Below are 17,865 nucleotides of genomic sequence, written 5' to 3'. Positions count from 1 at the left end.
GTAGGGGCACGGCATGTTTGAGCTGATCTACTACCCCATAACTTGATATTGCCGTGCCCCGACAAAAGTGCCGGGAAATAAATTTCGGGATGTAGGGGCACGGCATGTTTGAGCTGATCTACTACCCAATAACTTGATATTGCCGTGCCCCGACAAAAGTGCCGGGAAATAAATTTCGGGATGTAGGGGCACGGCATGTTTGAGCTGATCTACTACCCAATAACTTGATATTGCCGTGCCCCTACTTTCGGGGCACGGCATGTTTGAGCTGGTCTACTACCCCATAACTTGATGTTGCCGTGCCCCTACTTTCGGGGCACGGCATCTTTTACCTTGTCTACCGCGCCGGATAACTTGATGTTGCCGTGCCCCTACTTTCGGGGCACGGCATGTTTGAGCTGGTCTACTACCCCATAACTTGATGTTGCCGTGCCCCTACTTTCGGGGCACGGCATGTTTGAGCTGGTCTACTACCCCATAACTTGATGTTGCCGTGCCCCTACTTTCCGGGCACGGCATCTTTTACCTTGTCTACCGCGCCGGATAACTTGATATTGCCGTGCCCCTACCCGTGCCCCTGCCACAAATATCCAGGGCTAAAACACAAAACCCCCCTAAAAAAGGGGGGTTTAAAAAGCCACAAAAGAGTTTCCTAAACGATTGGTCTAACAGAAGCACTCAATAACAGGTAAATGCACCACTGAGGATCGAATTGATTTACCCCGTAGTCTTAACCCAAACTGCCCTAACTAGCAAGCGCCACTCTTATTCAAGACAACGGGGATAGTTTTCAGAATTAGGTGGATGTCGTAGGCAATTGACCACTTATCCTGGTAGTCCAGATCCATTTTGACGATATCTTCAAAATCTTTAACGCTAGAGCGACCGTTTGCTTGCCACTCGCCAGTAATACCCGGTTTAACTCTCAACCTTTCCCAGTGGTGGGGTTCGTACTTCATCACTTCATCTACTGTAGGCGGACGAGTTCCCACCAAGCTCATATCTCCTTTCAACACGTTCCAGAATTGGGGTAATTCGTCTAAACTGGTGCGGCGCAGAAACCGACCGATTTTGGTAATGCGAGGGTCGTTTTCGTTCTTAAAAATATGACCTTTGGCTTGATTGCTAATCAGGTGTTTGAGTTTATCCGCACCAACTATCATTGAGCGGAATTTCCAAATGCGGAAGGTGCGACCGTTAAGACCAACGCGAATTTGACTGTATAAAATTGGCCCTGGGCTATTGAATTGGTTAGCGATCGCAACAGGAACCGCCACAAGGGCTGCAATCCCCAATCCTACCACAGCTCCTGCAATATCAATCAGGCGCTTGGTTGTGCTTTTAACAGAGGGATGGATGTCTTTTCTTGCCGAACAAACCCGGCGGCGTTGGGGAACGAGCGTGGGTTGAATTCGACTGGTAGTAGGCAGGTCAGATGTAATCATCGCACTCGCGGTCAGCTTCTGGGGTTTATCTTTCTTCTCTTGCCAATATAACCAGAGTTGCTCGCCCACGAAATTGGTGAAACTACAGATTCACCAAATCTTGTAAAACGGAAGATGAAATGTCAAGTTTCGATCATTCTATTTGCATATTTACCGATATAAAGTTGCAGTTAACCCAATTATGCTGCTACCAAGCTTTCCCTAATTTCTCCTATTTTTTGCGGGTTTTACTAGACAATTTATACCAACTCCATGCTTCTTACCCCGATTTTGTTTTTGGCTACAACCTTTTAAAGTCTTTGCACGCAAAGTTTTTACAACAGGCGCTGTTATTCGAGCATCAAGTATAAATCGCAACTCATTAGTATATTTAACCATCACCTGTTGACGGTTGGGGTCAACCAGTAAACGCCTAATGGTTCCTCGAAGGTTTGGCGGGTTGGCTCCAAGACGGCATTAAAATAGCGGCGCAAGCGATCGCTTGTTTCGGCATTGAGGCAATAGGTTTGATTGTCTTGTTTATGGAACAGCGGTGCAGATGCGTTCGCCGCATTCTGTCGCGACGCCTCGGTTAGCATCAACGCATCCGCATAAGAAGGAACAATTCCAGGGGGAAGATAACCTTCTAAGTAAGCGAGGATGCGTTGCTGACAAGCACCCGTATTAATTCCCCGCCGCTCGAGTAACTGGGTAATTTTCCCTACTGAGAGGGGTTGCTCGCGCAAGCTACGTAAAAGTTCTAACAGTAGAAAATAGTCTCCGTACTGGTGTCGGGGTGCATCCAAAACTTGGGGATATAGGGGCAAAGTAACCAATCCCAAAGCCACGCTGGCGTTTTGGTTGGTGTCTTGAATTAAAGTAGCATTGGGGAGTTTTTGACGCACCCACTCTCGTATCGCATCGATGCGAGCCGTTCCACCCGTACAAATTACTTGACGAATCGATTCTACCGCCACACCCTGGCGCACGAGCAAAACGTTCAGTTCTCGATTGAGGCATTGAATAAAAGGTGAATAAACCAGGTTTTCCAATGCCTGACGCTGCAACACCCAACGGTATCGATCGATTTCTAACGTAGAACTGTCTTGATGTTGAAGGTCCAGCTTTACATGCTTTGCTGCTTCTAAAAGTATTTGTCCGATGGGGGAACTTTCTAAGATTTGCTGCAAGCGATAGCGCGTCGCCAGATCGGGTTCTCCCGGTAATGGCAACTCTAAGGAAGAATTTTCAGGCTCGATTAATCGCTCCGCAATCCTGCTTGCTTCATCTTTTAACAGTAGCTGGCAGATAATATCTTGGTCGATAAAGTTGCCCGCATAGGGAAAACTACGGCAAGCGAAGTCTGAGTAAGATAATGAGGTAATATTTTCTGGAATTTCTACCAGTCCCAGTTCGGTTGTGCTGGCTCCTGAGTGGATAATTAAAGTATCCCCTTGCCAACTGAAGTTAGCTTGCACTAACTGGGCAAGCGCCGAAGCGATCCCTTCCTCCACAAAGCAAATTTGTTCCGGATTTTCGACTAAATTTGCCCCTAAAATTGCTTCTCGGACGTTAAAGCGGTATGCTTCAGGCCACTCTGCGGGTACTGATGCGATCGCGCCTGCCAACTCACTCAGGGCCCGATTAAGGTTTTCTGCTGCCAAACCTACTGCTGAAATTGAAACTTGGGACTCGACATTTTCCGGCTTTTCTGCGTTTGGTTTGAGGGTTGAAAGCAATGCTTGCAGTGCTTGTCCAACCCAGTGTAGGGCAACCGGATGATTCGATTGCTGTATCGCTGGCTCCCAATTGCCAGTTTCAGATGAGTAATAAGGAAGGCCAATTTTCAGATATTGCTTAAAGTTCTTTAGCAATATCCCCGACTCTGTTTCTGGAGTAATTAAAAAAGCAGCGCTTTCACTATTTTCTTGTTTTACGTAAACAACAGCGGGTAGGCGAAATAACGGATCGCTTTCATCCATCTTTCCCGCAATTGACCAGGTAATGGGATAAACCTGGCGGGTTTTGCCATTCAATAATGCCGCCGACAGTCCGGTTGTACCAAAGTCAATTCCCAAATACCAGAAGCGAGGGGGTGTTAATGGAACGGCATCAAATGAGTTAGAGAAAGAATTAATCTCTGTTGCTGCTGCTTTCCTAAATTGCCTCGGTGCTGCTTTTTTTTCTGGTGCGGGTTCGGGTGGCTTTAAGTTATCAACTTCCGGTTGAGCCAAGTTTGCTTTAATATCTGAAACAGCCGGTCTTGGGTCTTGAGTCGAACCGCCAAACAGTTCATCAAATTCAGCCAAAATATCATCAGGGATTGCACCAGCGACTTCTTCTTCTTCCCCTGTGGCGGCGGATGCACCCACTACCTGAGCGCCAGGGTTTGCTGCTGGCATTTGTGTCTGGGGTATTGCTGACTGTGCTTCTACTGATTCCCCTAAAGTTGTAGCAATTGGTTCTAAGTTCAGATCGGCTTCTATCTGCTTGATCGAGGTCGGCAAGTCCTCTACAGATTCGTCCAACCCCGGTGACTGGGGTTGCTTTAAAGTAGAAACATCGGTATCGAGGGGGGAAGAATCCTCCAGTTCCTCCTTGTCCGTTTCATCATTAAGGGGTTGCGCTTCTACCGGATTGATTAAGAGTACCTCCTCTTGGGGCGGACTACTTTGACCCAGGGCAGAATTTTCGATTAAATCGGTCAGGGTGCTAATCGTATCGACCCTTTCTGCCTCGCCGATACTGCCTAAGGACCGTGCCGGTGCCGGAGCTGGCGGTTGGGTTGGGGCGCTCTCTGTTTGCGCTACCAGCGCCGCCATTCCCCCATAAAGCGCTTCTGGTCTACTTTCTCTTTCTCTACTTTCCTTCTCCGTATCCTTACGGTTGACATCAGACTGCGGTTGTTGTTCAGATGGACGCCACTCAAAACCGGCATAGGGTAGGAGTATGTCGTCAGGATGGTACTGCTTGAACCGAGAAGGATTTGGATCGGATAATCCTGGTGCTGATGGGGAGGCGGTGGTTGTTTCTGCCGTTGCGGTGGCGGTAGCCTGTGCGTCAGCACTTATCGCACTGCTGGTAGATTCTTGGCTCGCTCTAGCCGCTTGCTCTAATTCCTGCTCTATCCCAGCGATCAGATCTGTCAACATCGCCTCGCTCTCCGCGCTGAGGCTATGCATTTTCTCCAGTCCCTGAGAAAACGACGACTGATACTTTTGCATATTCACTTGTAGCGTTTCAAACATTAAATTCAGTTTGGCATCGAGGGACTTCAACAGTCGATCCAGCCTTGCTTGCTGTTTCCGCAGTTGAGCGGCCTGCTCTTGCCACTGGGGAGGCAAAGTTACATCTGTTACTTCTACATCCGGGGAGGGACTATGGGGAGATTGGTCGGTTACCAACTCGGTTTCTAGATGGGAGAGGGTTTGTACGATTTGTGGCGTGAGAGTTTCCTGTAAGTTACCCATCAGCGCTTGAAAGAATTGGGCGATCGCTTGCTGCTTTTGTGTCGATTGTTGCTGTTGGGATAAGTAATTTTGTCGTTGTTGCTCTAGCTGCTCGATTTCTTGCATCAGAGCTTGCCGTTGCTGACGTAAAGCGGCTATCTCCGAGCGCACTGACTGCAATTGTTGGTTTGAAGCCTCTTGGGAGGATGGCTTTGGCTTTGGCTCAAATGCTGCTGCTCTCGCTATTTGTTGTTCGAGAGAAAGGAGGTTGCTGCGAACTAGCTCTAAAACCCGACGCTGTTGAGCGGTTGCTCTAGAATTCAACCAACCCAAGCCAAAGGAGGCGGATTGATTGAGTACGGCGTCAATCTCCGCAATCATTGCCTGAATTTGATCCGTCTGGAACGTCACGATTGACTCCCTTGTTAGAATTGACACTCCCCGCAGCGAGCGCGAAGGGGTATGCTTTGTTCAATGATGATGGATTTTGTCATCAGTAGTCGGTAGCTTTGAAAAGACCCCCAATTCCTGCTTGCCCTGCGGATATCTAAATTTAAGGTTGGGCAGTGGATGCTTTTGTCGCGCGTTAAGAATTATCAAGGTGAACTACCTACGCTCCCTTTACAGGTGAGCGTAGGCTTCCCAATTCACGGGGAGTAGCCTCATCAGTAGTGGACTTACGCCCAAACCTCTTTGGTCTTACACTCCCTCCAAGGGCAGAAGCGCTGGTTCCCAACGCCAAAATCCGTAAGCCTTCATTTCTGATATTGATGGCGGCATTAATGTCTCGGTCATGTCGATTACCGCAGTGAGGGCAAACAAACATCCTGATAGACAAATCCATCTTTGGTATTGATAGCAGTGTCTCTGAACAAAGGTGTGTTGAAGGAAAGAATCTATCAATTTCCAAGTATACTTTTCCTTCTGCTTCAGCTTTGTATTTGAGCATGGTGCAAAACATTCCCCAGCCAGCATCATAAATACTTTTGGCTAGATTATGATTTTTGACCATATTCTTCACTGCCATATTTTCCACCACAATTACTTGGTTCTCGTTGACTATCTTACGGGATAGCTTGTGGAGAAAATCTTCTCGGATCCGAGATATCTTTGAGTTAACTTTAGCTACGGCAAGTTTCGCCTTACGGCGTTTACCTGTAGTCTTATCCTTTTTACGGCCGAGTTTACTTTGCTTGCGTTTTAGGTTCTTTTCTCTCTTGCTTAGGTGTTTAGGATTTTGATACTTTGAGCCATCTGATGTGACGACAAAATCAATTATTCCTAAGTCTATCCCTACCGCTTTACCATCACTTTTAGTATCAGGCTGTGAGATATAATCCTCAATCAACAGCGAAGCATAGTATCTGCCATCTGGTATTTTGGATAAATTGACAGTCTTAAGTTCCCCTGTAACATCTCTGTGGATTTTGGCTTTCACCGTTCCCAGTAGACCAGGAAACTTAATCTCGCTATTACTCAAAACCTTTACGTTCTGAGGATATTGAAGCGACTGCCTGCCATGTCTACTTTTGAAGGTTGGGTATCCTGCCCTCCCATCAAAGAAGTTGATAAAGGCTTGAGATAGGTTCAGTACGGATTGCTGTAAACATTGCGAATAGCAAACCTTTAGCCATTCGTGTTCTTTCTTCCATACAGGAAGTTGCTTTTTCATGGTGAGAGCAGAAATGCCCTTGCCAGTGTCCTTGTAGGTTTGGGACATGGTAACAAGAGACTGGTTCCAGACCCAACGAACACAGCCAAAGGCTAGCGCTAGATGCTGTTTCTGCAATTCGGTTGGGTAAAGTCTGACCTTGACTGCTCTCAACATGACTCGACCTTTATCACGCTTAGTTAAGTATGATAACAGCTGCTCTTATGCAACACAATCATATTGGGCAACTCCGTACCGACCTTGCCCCGCGATTCATCCCACGCTCACTTGTCGGGTTGAGACGTGGGGCTTCTCGCTATTCAAGCTAACGGTTCTACACAAAGTGTATGCTAAAAACAGCAAGGGTTGACAGCGTAGTCAAAATTACGGCTGCTTGCTAGCTGAGTGGTGATAGCGATCCCGACTGTCAAGCCCCGTGCAGCGTTGCTTGGGGTTTTGCCGCTTAAGCTTGCGCCATCCGGAGCCTGGGTTCAAGATCGCGAGCTGGTGTCATCCTCAGTAGGTTGGTAGCGATTCGCCAACCGAAGATCGCCAACCCAGACGCTACTATATGCGAACGGCTTCGCAAAAAGCGGATGCTTAAGGCACGCGATCGCTTGCCGCATTCGTTCTATACTGTTTTATCTCAATCGCGATCGCTGGTCAGTCCTGATGCAAAAAATATTGATATTTTGACAGTCCAACGGCTCTTAGCACGTTGGATTCTCCCGTCTAGCCCAACTCTTGGTCTGCGAACAACGTTCTCCCTCATTGGAGTTTTATTCATGGAGTTGCCCCTTACCGTTTCTTTTGTTGATATCACTACCAACATCAGGGAGGCATTTTACTGCCACCGGGAGTGCCTTTCACCCCGTCCCATCTATCAACTACGACGATTACAGTCTCAACCTCTGGCTAGGTTTTGCGTACCCCTCTCTAGATAAATTGGATGGTTCAGAGGTGGCTTTTTTACTCACCAATCAACAACTTGTTTTTTTTGTTGAACTGCAACATCCAGTTCAGGTGTCAGGATGTTCCTGATAGAATTATTGTACCGGATAAATTGGTACAAAACAATGGCAAAGGGAAGAAAATTCATCACGTTTGAGGCAATAGATGAGCAAAAAGAAATACTGAAAGCTTACTGGGAACAAGAGAGGCGAACCCAGACTGATGTACTTAGGAGCTATATCAGAACTCTCAAGGGAAAACTTAGGGCTGCTGACACTTAAGACAGCACCGTCCATATGCTGACCGCGCTGTATCCCACGCTTAAAGGTGGTGGGCTGTATTCGCGAGAGATTTTTTTAAAGACGCAGTACTAAGTAACCAAATCTCTACGTATTTCGCTTAATCCTTAACATTGAGTTTCACAATCTGACACCCATTACCCAGTTGCAAATCTTTAAGTTTTCCTTACCAATGCGGTCGTAGTAGCGATGTACAGCCTGAAGTTAGAGTTAAAACTCAACAACAAAGAGCGTTCAAGGCTTGCTGGTGGCGGCGGATTTAGTCGCAAAGTGTATAACTTTGGGCTATCGCTACTGGTCTGGTCATGGGGATTTGAGGGAATCAAAGCTAGGGAATCCAAGGGGTTAACCCAGATGGAGAAAGTCTTCACCAACCATGTCAAAACTAAGGCTGAATATGCTGGGATGAAACAGTACCCATCAGCTATCTACTCATCAGCACTGCTTTGGAATTTGGCTAAAGCTGTTGAGGGGTGGCGACAGGGTGAAACTGGCTCTCCTCAATACAAATCTAAAAAGAGTCGGGACAGTTTCACGGGTTTGAAAAAGTCAGGTGCTAACATCAGAAGCGATTTATGGCAGAAAACAACGAAGGCTATTAGTCGAAAGTACTACCTTATTACCAGTGAAGATTTGAACAGTTTTGGCAGGATTGCTAATAGCAAGCTAGCCAAATATATTGGCAGTATTGGTTTATACGATTGCAGCAGAATGGGGATTGAAAAACAGGCATTATACGGCACTCAGGTAGAAGTTGTGGATAGGTGGTTTCCATGGTGGAAAACATGTTATAAGTGCGGTCATGTCCAACCAATACCGCTGCCAAAAAGAGTATTCAATTGTGGTGCTTGTAAAAATGCGATCTCGCGGGATTTGAACGCCGCTATCAATCTAGAACATGCACCACCAGACCGAGTACGGTGGGCAACGCCGGAATTTACGCCTGCGGACAAGAAGATGCCGTCATCCTTGGTTGAGGCAGGAAGCAAACGTCAATTTAAGCGCAATGCTTGATTTGTGTAAGTTTTGTGTTGCACGCTATCAGTCAGTGCCAATTCAGTAGGCCACTGTTGATATAGATCGCAGTTATTCGAGACTCCTCGTGACATGATGGCCTCATGGAAGATAGAATCCGCCCTACAGAATCCCAGACGAATGTGAATGCGCTAATTCGTAACACTCCTTTTTTTACAGGTTTACCAGAACCAGCCGTCGAAAAAGCGACGGCTCACGTTGTCACGCGCAGCCATCCAGCCAATCAGGTAATTTTGCTGGAAAATGACTGGGGGAGTTCGGTTTACTTCATTTTGGATGGCTGGGTGAAAATTCGTACCTATAACCTAGATGGTAAAGAGGTAACGCTGAATATCCTGGGCAAAGGGGAAGTATTCGGCGAAATGGCGGCACTAGACGAGGTGCCTCGTTCCACCGACGTGATCACCCTGACTACCACGATGATTGCCAACCTGCCCGCTCAGGATTTCGTACAGTTGATTTATGGCGAACCAATGGCGGGAGTCCGCTTATCCCAGCTGATGGCGCGACGCCTGCGTCAAGTTAACCGTCGCCTGCGCTTGCGAGAATCTGATAGTATGTCGCGGGTGGCAGACACGATATTATTCTTGGCTGATGGGCAGGGTAAGCGCACGTCAGAAGGAACGGAAATTCCGAATTTACCCCACCGGGAATTGAGCAGTCTCTCAGGACTGGCGCGGGAAACGGTGACGCGGGTACTGACGAAGCTGGAAAAGAAAGGATTGATTCAGCGGGATCAAGAAACGCTGCGTATCCCCGATATCAATGCCCTCGAACGTCTCATTATCTAAAAAGCTGCTTAAGCAGGTGAAAATGAACCATAAAACCCGTCAAAATCAATTGGGTGGTCTGCTAGTGCCATGAAAGATCCGTTTGAAGCAACCCCAGAGTCGAGGGCAAGCGATTCCGCTTCCAGTCCCCCTGTATCCTCACCCCAGGTTCGAGCTACGAATGCTTTGGTGTTGGTGGAAACGGCTTTTTTAGCCAGTACCGCTAGCTTGATTTGGCTGGTCAACTATTATTTTCCCCTCGGTCCGGTGCTGCGGATCTTTTTCCCAGTGCCAATTGCCTTGGTTTATCTGCGGTGGGGCTATCGCGCCGCTTGGATGTCGGCTTTGGTTTCTGGGTTGTTGCTTTCGGTGCTGATGGGACCACCCCGCAGCATTCAGTATTTTATGCCGTTTGGATTGTTGGGCGTCCTGCTGGGGGCTTGTTGGCGACGCCGCACTAACTGGGCTGTTTCTATCGCCTTGGGTTCGCTGCTGGGAACGATAGGTTTCTTTTTTCGGTTTTGGTTGGTTTCAATTTTGTTGGGCGAAGACCTTTGGGTTTATTTGATCGTTCAAGTCACCCAGCTAGCAGAGTGGATATTTTTGCAGTTGGGTTTATTAGCTACGCCGAGTGTTGTGCTGATTCAAGCGCTCGCTCTCGCTGTTGTCCTTCTAAACAATATCGTTTACCTATTCGTCGTCCACATCGCCGCTTGGTTTCTCCTAGACCGCCTGGGAAACCCCATCCCCCGCCCCCCCACTTGGGTACAGGTCATGCTCGATTATGAAGGCGAGTAAGGGAATTTCAGATTTTAGATTTGAGATTTTAGATTGAAATTATCTTTGGAATTGGCCATCTAAAATCTGGCATTACATTAATTAAATCTGCTTTTCTTCAATCTATAGCGGATTGCTTTCCTCTTCTTGATCCAGCCCTTTGGCGCAAGTTTGTGTAGCAGCAGCATTAATGCTGCTGCTACACAAACAAAGCGAAAATGCTTTCCCTCACTTTTCTTCAATCTAAAATCTACAATTAATTCTATGCCCGATGACCCATTACCGATTCGCGTTTACACCCAAATACCAGCAGGACACCGATGGTTGCAGCGATACCAAGGTTGCCAACCTGCGTTCGCTTGCGTTTTAGGATTTACCGAAACTGGATTAATTCCGGGAATTTCGGCAGCCGGTGCAACGCCAGATGACCGGCGCTATACTGCAATCGCAGATGCCGAGTTTTTGTCCCAAGGTTGCCAAACCAACCCCCAATATCCCTTGCCACCCCTGGCAGCGGGTGCTTCACCCGCAATCATTACCCGCGCAGTTGTGGAAACCCTGTCCCTACCAGTTTATCTATTCAACGCTGGACTGCCCGAACCGCCGTCTGTACCTGCAATTGATTTAGGCGGTACAAGTGCTAGCTGTCTCACTTCCGGGAATGCTCTAGAACTAGCCACGGTAAAAAATTTATTCGAGCAAGGATTGACATGGGGCGAAAAGTTAGCCCAAAACCACCCATCGAGCTATCTGATTTTAGGCGAATGCGTCGTGGGAGGAACGACAACTGCACTTGCGGTTTTAACTGGCTTGGGTATCAAAGCCGCTGGAAAGGTCAATAGCAGCCATCCCCAATGCAATCATGCCCAGAAGTGGGCGATCGTGCAAGCAGGACTGCAAGCGGCGAGGGAGAGATGGGGAGCAGGTGCGCAGGGGAGATGGGGAGCAGGGGAGAATAGAGAGTCAAACGCTGGACCCCACTCTTTGCCACCCGCCCACCCGCCCACCCGCTCACCTGCTCCTGGGCCCCCGCTACAGTTAATCGCAGCGGTGGGAGATCCGATGCAGGTGGTGGTGGCTGGGATGGCGATCGCAGCCAGTCGGACAACGGGTGTTATGCTCGCTGGTGGGACGCAAATGCTCGCCGTCTACGCGCTGATGCGAGACATCGCCCTCAAATATTCCCTCAATTGGCAACCCGAACAAATTGTCGTCGGCACCACCCGCTGGGTGGCAGAAGACCCCACGGGCGACACGCTAGGATTGGCACAAGAAATTGGCTCAGTACCTTTGATCGCTACCCAGCTGAGTTTTGTTACCTCGCGTTACGGAAAGCTACAAGCTTACGAACAAGGATATGTAAAGGAAGGCGTAGGAGCGGGTGCTTCCTGCATTGCAGCTTCTTTATACAAAGGCTGGAAGCAAACTCAACTACTTCAAGCAATTGAATCAATCGCAGAACGTTTCGCCAATTAAAGCGGCAATATCAATCATAGGACTTACGCAAACACCAAAGTTTCTCTGAAAAATCGTTGATTTGTCAGCTAGAGATCTAGGTCGAAACTTTGGTGATGGCAACGCCCTTGCGTAAGTCCCGAATCAAAAACAGACAAGGAAAACTCCTTGTCTGTTGGGAAACGACACACGCCTTCCATACATTTGCGACAAAGCAAGCTAATGTCAGGTCAACTACCGGGTTAATGAACTCTTTGAGCGAGTAATTGTTCTTCTAAAGCGGCAATGCGGTTGTATGCTGCTGTTAGTTGTGCGGTTAGCCGTTGGATTTGTATTTCTGGTGACAACTCTTTTTCGCGGGTAGTAGAACCCGCATCTAAGTAGTTGGTATCAACTAGGACATCTTTGTGTGCAAAAGCCGTATCGAGACGGCTATTAGCTAAAGCGGAGTAGCGTCTTTCGTTGGTTTTCAGCGGCGATCCGTCAATGCTAGAGCCAGCCGTTAGCCTTACTTCAGAGATAACTTCGGATAATTTATTACTTAGCTGCTCGATAATTTGATACAGTGCATCCACTTTGTGATTCAAAGCGGTGACTTGATTTTGTAATGAATCCATGCCAAGCCCCAATGAGTGCTGATTGCTTCCTTCATCCTAAAGAACAATAAGTTAAAAGTAATCTAACAATAGGATTATTTAACTTTTGATAGAAATGGCACTATCATCTGCTTTTCAGTTTTGTTATAAAACTTTACGTTAACTCGGCAGCTAAATAGGAAAAAATTACTAGAAGGAAAGCGAACAATTTTGGCGGCTAAGGGTCAAAAGGGTAGTAGGTGGATCGAGACGGAGGCTGGTCGAGGCCAGAAACCGGGTTTATTCTAAGAGAAACCCGGAATATGAGCGTAAGTTCTGTGGATATTCGATTACCAATTACCCATTACCAATTACCCATTACCCATTACCTATAACGCTGCAAAACCGCTTAAGATAATCTAAAAGAGCGGGATATGAGCAGCCACGAGCCAAAATCAGATGAAGAGACGGTCTTTTTTAGTCGGTGCGGGAAGCCTGACGTTGTCTGGGCTAGTGAGCGGGTGCGATCGCAACCCTGGGACAGCGTTGAAAGTACGGCTGCTGAAAGATTCTATCCCAGCCCAAATTTTAGATGAATTTCGCCAGGGATTGCAGCAGTCAGCCAAATTGGATTTTGTGGCGGAAGCTCAGCTATTGGACTTATTTACACGGCTGCGATCTTGGCAGAAAAAATCAAGCGATAACGATCTGGGATGGCGGCTGTTGCCTTTTGGCGGTCAACAAACCACTCCCACTGCCGATCTGGTCACATTGGGGGATTATTGGTTAGCCCCAGCAATTAGACAGAAGCTAATTCAACCCCTCGACCCAAAACAGCTCAAAGCTTGGCAGCAATTACCCCAAGAGTGGCAACAACTCGTGCGGCGTAACGACACTGGACAACCAGATCCAAACGGAAAAATTTGGGGGGCGCCTTACCGATGGGGCAGCACGGTTATTGCCTATCGTCGCGATAAATTTAATTCGAGTGGTTTGCAGCCGCCTACAGACTGGTCGGATTTGTGGCGGGAGGACTGCAAAGGTCGCATTTCCTTACTCGACCAACCACGGGAAGTCATCGGCCTGACTTTAAAGAAACTAGGATTATCCTACAACACCCCAAATCTTGACAAAGTTCCACAACTGAAAGAAAACCTTCGCGCCCTGGATCGGCAAGTTAAATTTTATAGTTCTAATGCCTACCAACAACCCCTAATTTTAGGAGACACCTGGCTGGCTGTCGGTTGGTCTACCGATTTATTGCCTCTGGCGCGACGCTATCGTCAAATTGAGCTAGTGGTTCCCCAATCTGGCACCGCTCTTTGGGCAGATTTATGGGTACGTCCCAAAAACGAAAAAAGTCCAGATACTCCGCCTTTGGTGCAACAATGGATTGATTTCTGTTGGCAACCAGATATTGCGCGTCAACTTTCTCGCTTTACCCAAGCTGTCTCACCCATCTTAGTCAGCATGAAACCCGAAGAGATACCAGATTCCTTAAAAAACAATCAGGTACTTTTGCCACCAACGGAAATTATAAAACGGAGCGAATTTCTCCTTCCTCTTGCTCCGGAATCGGTTAAACAGTACCAGTCTCTTTGGGCAAAAAAATTTGGATAACATTGCCACGCTGGACTTTTGAAAAACCGACCGAAAACTAAGATGGCTCTACCTCAAAACACCAAAGCTATAGCAAAAATATTAGTCGTTGACGATCTTCCTGATAACTTACGTTTGTTAGTTAAGGTTTTACGAGAAAATGGCTACGCCGTGCGCCCCGTTCCTGATGGATATTTAGCTTTAGAAGCTGTGAAAAAAAGTCCACCAGACTTAATTTTACTTGATATACTTATGCCCAATTTAGACGGTTATGAACTGTGCCAAAAACTGAAGGCAGACCCGCAAACCAGAGATATACCCGTTATTTTTTTAAGTGCGATCTCCGAAGGGTTAGATAAAGCTAAAGCCTTTCAAATTGGGGGCGCTGATTATATTATAAAACCCTTTTACGTAGAAGAAGTGTTAGCGCGGATCCAACATCAACTCAACTTGCGTTCTATGCAAGCACAACTGCGGCAAAGAAATCAAAAATTAATCAAGCGCAATACCCGATTGAGACAGGAAATCCGCGCTCGCAGACAAGCTGAAGCAGCATTACGCAATAGCCAATATTTTCTGCAAAAAATTGCCGATACGGTGCCGCAAATTTTGTTTCTATTTGACCTTAAGCAGGGAACAAATGTTTATCTTAACCAGCAGTATACTACATTTTTAGGCTACTCGGCGGCGGAAATTTCCCAGGCTTCTAGACAGTGGTTAATCGATTGCTTTCATCCAGATGACCAACACTTATGGAACGACATATCGCGTCGCTTCATCAATCTTGGTGACAATGAAGTTCTCTCCACCGAATATCGCTTCCGACACAAGAATGGGGAGTGGCGTTGGCTTTTGGCACGAGAAGTAGTATTTTCTAGAGATGATTTGGGCTGCCCCACCCAAATTCTTTGCTCAGTAGAGGATATTAATTCGCGCAAACTTGCCGAAGCCGAACTTCAACAAGCAAAAGAAGCAGCCGAAGCCGCTAACCGTGCCAAAAGCATTTTCATCGCCAACATGAGTCACGAATTGCGAACTCCCCTCAACGCCATTCTCGGCTTTTCCCAACTGATGAATTATGATGCAAATCTCTCAAAAAAACAACTGGAAAACCTGAACATTATTCATCGCAGTGGAGAACATCTGCTGACTTTGATTAATCAGGTGCTTGACCTCTCGAAAATTGAAGCAGGAAGGATGGCGCTATCGGAAAATAACTTCAACCTCCACCACTTACTGGCAGATGTGGAAGATATGTTTTCTTTGAGAGCAAAAAATAAAGGTTTACAGTTAGAATTTGACTGTGGGCCTGATGTAAGCAAATATATTCGCACCGATGAAGTTAAATTGCGGCAAGTACTGATTAACTTAATCGGTAATGCGATTAAATTTACTGCATCTGGGAGCGTAAGAGTCGTAATTCGCCAAAAACAACTGACAACTGACAAGGGCAGGAGGACAATTCAATTTGAGGTTAAAGACACAGGGGTTGGTATTGCTGCTGAAGAATTCAAGAAACTATTCCGACCCTTTGTACAAACCACATCCGGGCAAAAAGTGCAGGAAGGAACCGGATTAGGATTAACGATTAGCCATCAATTCGTCAGGTTGATGGGGGGTAAAATAACCGTTATCAGTGGCGGTAAAATCTTTACTCCGGGAACCCCTCCCAGGGAATTGAACGACGACGCAATACCAAAAGAAGGCACAAGGTTTTTATTTGACATTCCCGTGGGTATTGCTGATGGGATAGTTGAGAACCAACCCCAAAGTCGTCGCCTTATTGCCCTTGCTCCTAACCAACCAAAATATCGCATCCTAGTGGTGGATGATAGCGATATAAATCGTCAATTGTTAGTTCAACTGATCTCGCCCGTTGGTTTTGAGGTACGAGAAGCTAGTAACGGTAGTGAAGCGATTGAAATTTGGGAATCATGGTCACCCCATTTGATTTGGATGGATATGCTCATGCCGGTGATGGATGGGTATGAAGCAACGAAACGCATTAAAAGCACGACCAAAGGTCAAGCCACCCCTGTCATTGCGCTGACTGCTAGCGTGTTTGAAGAAGAAAAGTCGGTGGTTTTATCGGCTGGCTGCAATGATTTTGTGCGAAAACCATTCCAAGAAGAAACTATTTTTGACATCATGGCTAAATATCTGGGAGTGAGTTATATTTATGAGGAAAAAGATCCGCCTTCTCGCCCTGGAAATGTGACTGTTGAACCGTTAAATTTAACAGTTATACTAGCAGCTATGTCCAAGAAATGGATTGCTAAATTGCATGAAGCCGCTCTGGACGCAGATTCGGAATTAGTTTCTCAACTAATTGAGGAAATTCCTTCATCTCATGCTCTTGAGTTAATGACTCTCAAGGATTGGGTTAATAAGTTTGAGTTTGAAAAAATTTTGGATTTAACTGAACCGTTAGTTGGTCAAAAATAAAGTTCAGAAACAGCGCCAGCAGCCAGAATTGCAGATAATTCATCAGGACTTAAGCAAAAAAACAAAGGGCGATCCGAAAAATCGTGGGTGATTAGTCGCGAGATTGACGCATCACCTTTGTTTTTGGCTCCCCATGGCAACGGTTGTGTAACTGCTAATAGCTAATCGCTAATGGCTGCTCTTGGAGGCAATTGACAAGCTTGCAATTAGCAATTAGCAATTAGCCATCCATACACTAGCGATACGGACATGATATAAGTCCTGTTCAGGCAAAATCGGCTTGCAGCTTTAACTTTAATTTAAGCTGCTTAAATTCTGTGATATCGCGGATGGTAATCGAACAACCATCTCCAAATTTAACGGCAATCAAGTAATACCATTTCTGAAAGTCATCAGAGTTCCAATAAAATTCTTGCTCCAGGGATTCTCCTGTTTCAACAACTTGCACCAATAAATCAAACAATCCTGGAGTGAGTTGATTAAGTTGTTTCTTGAACGCTAACTTACCCATAAGGTCTTCTCGTTTTTTGCCAAATAGTTTAGCAATGACAGGATTCAATACTAAACAGCGAAAGTCCTGGATATTTCCAGTTATCGCATCCCTTACCGCTTGCATCGCTGCCAGTCCATCTAAGGAATTGTTCAATAAACTTGCCAGTAGGGCGCGAGATTGGTAGAGAATTTCTGCGGTTTGTTGATGTCGCTCTATTTGCTGTCGCAGCTGGTGTTTTTGTTGTTGGATAGTCAGTTGAGTTTGAATGCGGGCAATTACTTCTTCTGGCTGAAAGGGTTTTGTAATATAATCTACTCCTCCGACTTGAAAAGCTTTGACTTTATCAATAACTTGGTCGAGCGCACTTAAAAAAATCACGGGAATTTCTGAGGTATTTTCATCGGCTTTTAGGGCAAGGCAGACTTGATACCCATCCATATCAGGCATTTTAATATCGAGCAAAATCGCATCCGGGGGGTTATTGCGGACTGTTTTTAATGCCATTTTGCCATTGGTGACGCTGCGAACTTTGTAACCCTGCTTAGTCAATAATTCTGTTAAAAATCGCAGGTTTTCTATCAGGTCATCAACAATTAGGATATTCGCTTTGGGGTCTGTAGGTTGATCGGTTTCGCTTGCTTCTATTTTCACAGAGGCGCGAGTGGGTACGCCGCAAAGCTGCTCCACTAAACGGCGAAAGTTATTCTTGGTTACTTTTTCCCCAAGTGCGTCTGAAAGACGTTGCCATAACAGGGAGGCTAAATCTTTAACATGCCCGATACTCAAGTATAAGCTGTCGGCAACGCTGCTGTAGGTTTCGTTTTCCCAAGCAGCTTTGAGGATTTCTTTTTCTGGGTTACTTAGTTGTTTACCTGTTTTGGCTTCCAGGGTAGCTTCTATAAATAAGATTGCTTCTTCTGTTGTCATCTAAAAATCTCCGGG

General features: G+C 46.4%; 13 protein-coding genes. 7 read left to right on the top strand and 6 right to left on the bottom strand.

Translation table 11 applies throughout. The features are described 5' to 3' along the window. The coding region (locus MiSe_RS26615) for a hypothetical protein (protein ID WP_226586225.1) at window positions 1–197 on the bottom strand (197 nt) is incomplete at its 3' end. A 97-nt stretch (window positions 198–294) separates the two neighbouring features. Between MiSe_RS26615 and MiSe_RS51200 the strand changes: the two genes are divergently transcribed. Further along, the gene (locus MiSe_RS51200) at window positions 295–417 is read left to right on the top strand and encodes a hypothetical protein (protein WP_264196703.1); all 123 of its coding nucleotides are present in this window, start codon (window positions 295–297) and stop codon (window positions 415–417) included. A gap of 332 nt (window positions 418–749) precedes the next feature. Here the strand turns inward: MiSe_RS51200 and MiSe_RS26610 are convergent, their stop codons facing one another. From MiSe_RS26610 to MiSe_RS26600, 3 genes are all read right to left on the bottom strand, one after another. Next, complete coding sequence (locus tag MiSe_RS26610) at window positions 750–1,445, bottom strand: sugar transferase (RefSeq protein WP_444980554.1); 696 nt, start codon at window positions 1,443–1,445, stop codon at window positions 750–752. A 377-nt stretch (window positions 1,446–1,822) separates the two neighbouring features. After that, window positions 1,823–5,284: a hypothetical protein gene (locus MiSe_RS26605; protein WP_226586223.1), complete on the bottom strand. Its 3,462-nt coding sequence runs from the start codon at window positions 5,282–5,284 to the stop codon at window positions 1,823–1,825. Window positions 5,285–5,483: 199 nt separating this feature from the next. After that, entirely contained in the window at window positions 5,484–6,701 is a 1,218-nt protein-coding gene (locus MiSe_RS26600; RefSeq protein ID WP_226586222.1) for an RNA-guided endonuclease InsQ/TnpB family protein, read from the bottom strand. Between the two features lie 1,262 nt (window positions 6,702–7,963). Here MiSe_RS26600 and MiSe_RS26595 point away from each other — a divergent pair. The 4 genes from MiSe_RS26595 (at window position 7,964) to MiSe_RS26580 (ending at window position 11,832) form a co-directional block, all read left to right on the top strand. Further along, a complete protein-coding gene (locus MiSe_RS26595; protein WP_226586221.1) occupies window positions 7,964–8,788 on the top strand; it encodes a zinc ribbon domain-containing protein in 825 nt (274 codons plus the stop codon). Between the two features lie 104 nt (window positions 8,789–8,892). After that, window positions 8,893–9,600 (top strand): Crp/Fnr family transcriptional regulator, encoded by a 708-nt coding sequence (locus tag MiSe_RS26590; RefSeq protein ID WP_226586220.1) that lies wholly within the window; start codon window positions 8,893–8,895, stop codon window positions 9,598–9,600. A gap of 69 nt (window positions 9,601–9,669) precedes the next feature. Continuing rightward, a complete protein-coding gene (locus MiSe_RS26585) occupies window positions 9,670–10,377 on the top strand; it encodes a DUF2232 domain-containing protein (RefSeq protein WP_226586219.1) in 708 nt (235 codons plus the stop codon). Between the two features lie 243 nt (window positions 10,378–10,620). Then, window positions 10,621–11,832, top strand: a complete 1,212-nt coding sequence (locus MiSe_RS26580) for a nicotinate-nucleotide--dimethylbenzimidazole phosphoribosyltransferase (protein ID WP_226586218.1) — start codon at window positions 10,621–10,623, stop codon at window positions 11,830–11,832. 221 nt (window positions 11,833–12,053) lie between these two features. Here the strand turns inward: MiSe_RS26580 and MiSe_RS26575 are convergent, their stop codons facing one another. Then, window positions 12,054–12,428 carry a hypothetical protein gene (locus MiSe_RS26575; protein WP_226586217.1) on the bottom strand — a complete coding sequence of 125 codons (375 nt, stop codon included), beginning with the start codon at window positions 12,426–12,428 and terminating at the stop codon, window positions 12,054–12,056. Window positions 12,429–12,845: 417 nt separating this feature from the next. On the opposite strand from MiSe_RS26575, the gene MiSe_RS26570 reads away from it, so the two are divergent. Continuing rightward, on the top strand, window positions 12,846–14,006 hold the full coding sequence (locus MiSe_RS26570) for an extracellular solute-binding protein (RefSeq protein WP_226586216.1): 1,161 nt from the start codon (window positions 12,846–12,848) through the stop codon (window positions 14,004–14,006). 42 nt (window positions 14,007–14,048) lie between these two features. Then, window positions 14,049–16,430 (top strand): response regulator, encoded by a 2,382-nt coding sequence (locus tag MiSe_RS26565; RefSeq protein WP_226586215.1) that lies wholly within the window; start codon window positions 14,049–14,051, stop codon window positions 16,428–16,430. Between the two features lie 265 nt (window positions 16,431–16,695). Here the strand turns inward: MiSe_RS26565 and MiSe_RS26560 are convergent, their stop codons facing one another. After that, complete coding sequence (locus MiSe_RS26560) at window positions 16,696–17,850, bottom strand: response regulator (protein ID WP_226586214.1); 1,155 nt, start codon at window positions 17,848–17,850, stop codon at window positions 16,696–16,698. Window positions 17,851–17,865: the final 15 nt, after the last annotated feature.

It is taken from the genome of Microseira wollei NIES-4236 (assembly GCF_020521235.1).
Taxonomy (GTDB): Bacteria; Cyanobacteriota; Cyanobacteriia; order Cyanobacteriales; family Aerosakkonemataceae; genus Microseira; species Microseira wollei.
Note: the sequence above shows the minus strand (reverse complement) of the source record. Positions and strands in the feature narration are given on the sequence as shown.

Bases quoted from the DNA above. Each gene is read 5' to 3' on its own strand.
- MiSe_RS26610 (WP_444980554.1), bottom strand. From the start codon at position 1,445: ATGATTACATCTGACCTGCCTACTACCAGTCGAATTCAACCCACGCTC.
- MiSe_RS26600 (WP_226586222.1), bottom strand. From the start codon at position 6,701: ATGTTGAGAGCAGTCAAGGTCAGACTTTACCCAACCGAATTGCAGAAA.
- MiSe_RS26595 (WP_226586221.1), top strand. From the start codon at position 7,964: ATGTACAGCCTGAAGTTAGAGTTAAAACTCAACAACAAAGAGCGTTCA.
- MiSe_RS26590 (WP_226586220.1), top strand. From the start codon at position 8,893: ATGGAAGATAGAATCCGCCCTACAGAATCCCAGACGAATGTGAATGCG.
- MiSe_RS26585 (WP_226586219.1), top strand. From the start codon at position 9,670: ATGAAAGATCCGTTTGAAGCAACCCCAGAGTCGAGGGCAAGCGATTCC.
- MiSe_RS26580 (WP_226586218.1), top strand. From the start codon at position 10,621: ATGCCCGATGACCCATTACCGATTCGCGTTTACACCCAAATACCAGCA.
- MiSe_RS26575 (WP_226586217.1), bottom strand. From the start codon at position 12,428: ATGGATTCATTACAAAATCAAGTCACCGCTTTGAATCACAAAGTGGAT.
- MiSe_RS26570 (WP_226586216.1), top strand. From the start codon at position 12,846: ATGAAGAGACGGTCTTTTTTAGTCGGTGCGGGAAGCCTGACGTTGTCT.
- MiSe_RS26565 (WP_226586215.1), top strand. From the start codon at position 14,049: ATGGCTCTACCTCAAAACACCAAAGCTATAGCAAAAATATTAGTCGTT.
- MiSe_RS26560 (WP_226586214.1), bottom strand. From the start codon at position 17,850: ATGACAACAGAAGAAGCAATCTTATTTATAGAAGCTACCCTGGAAGCC.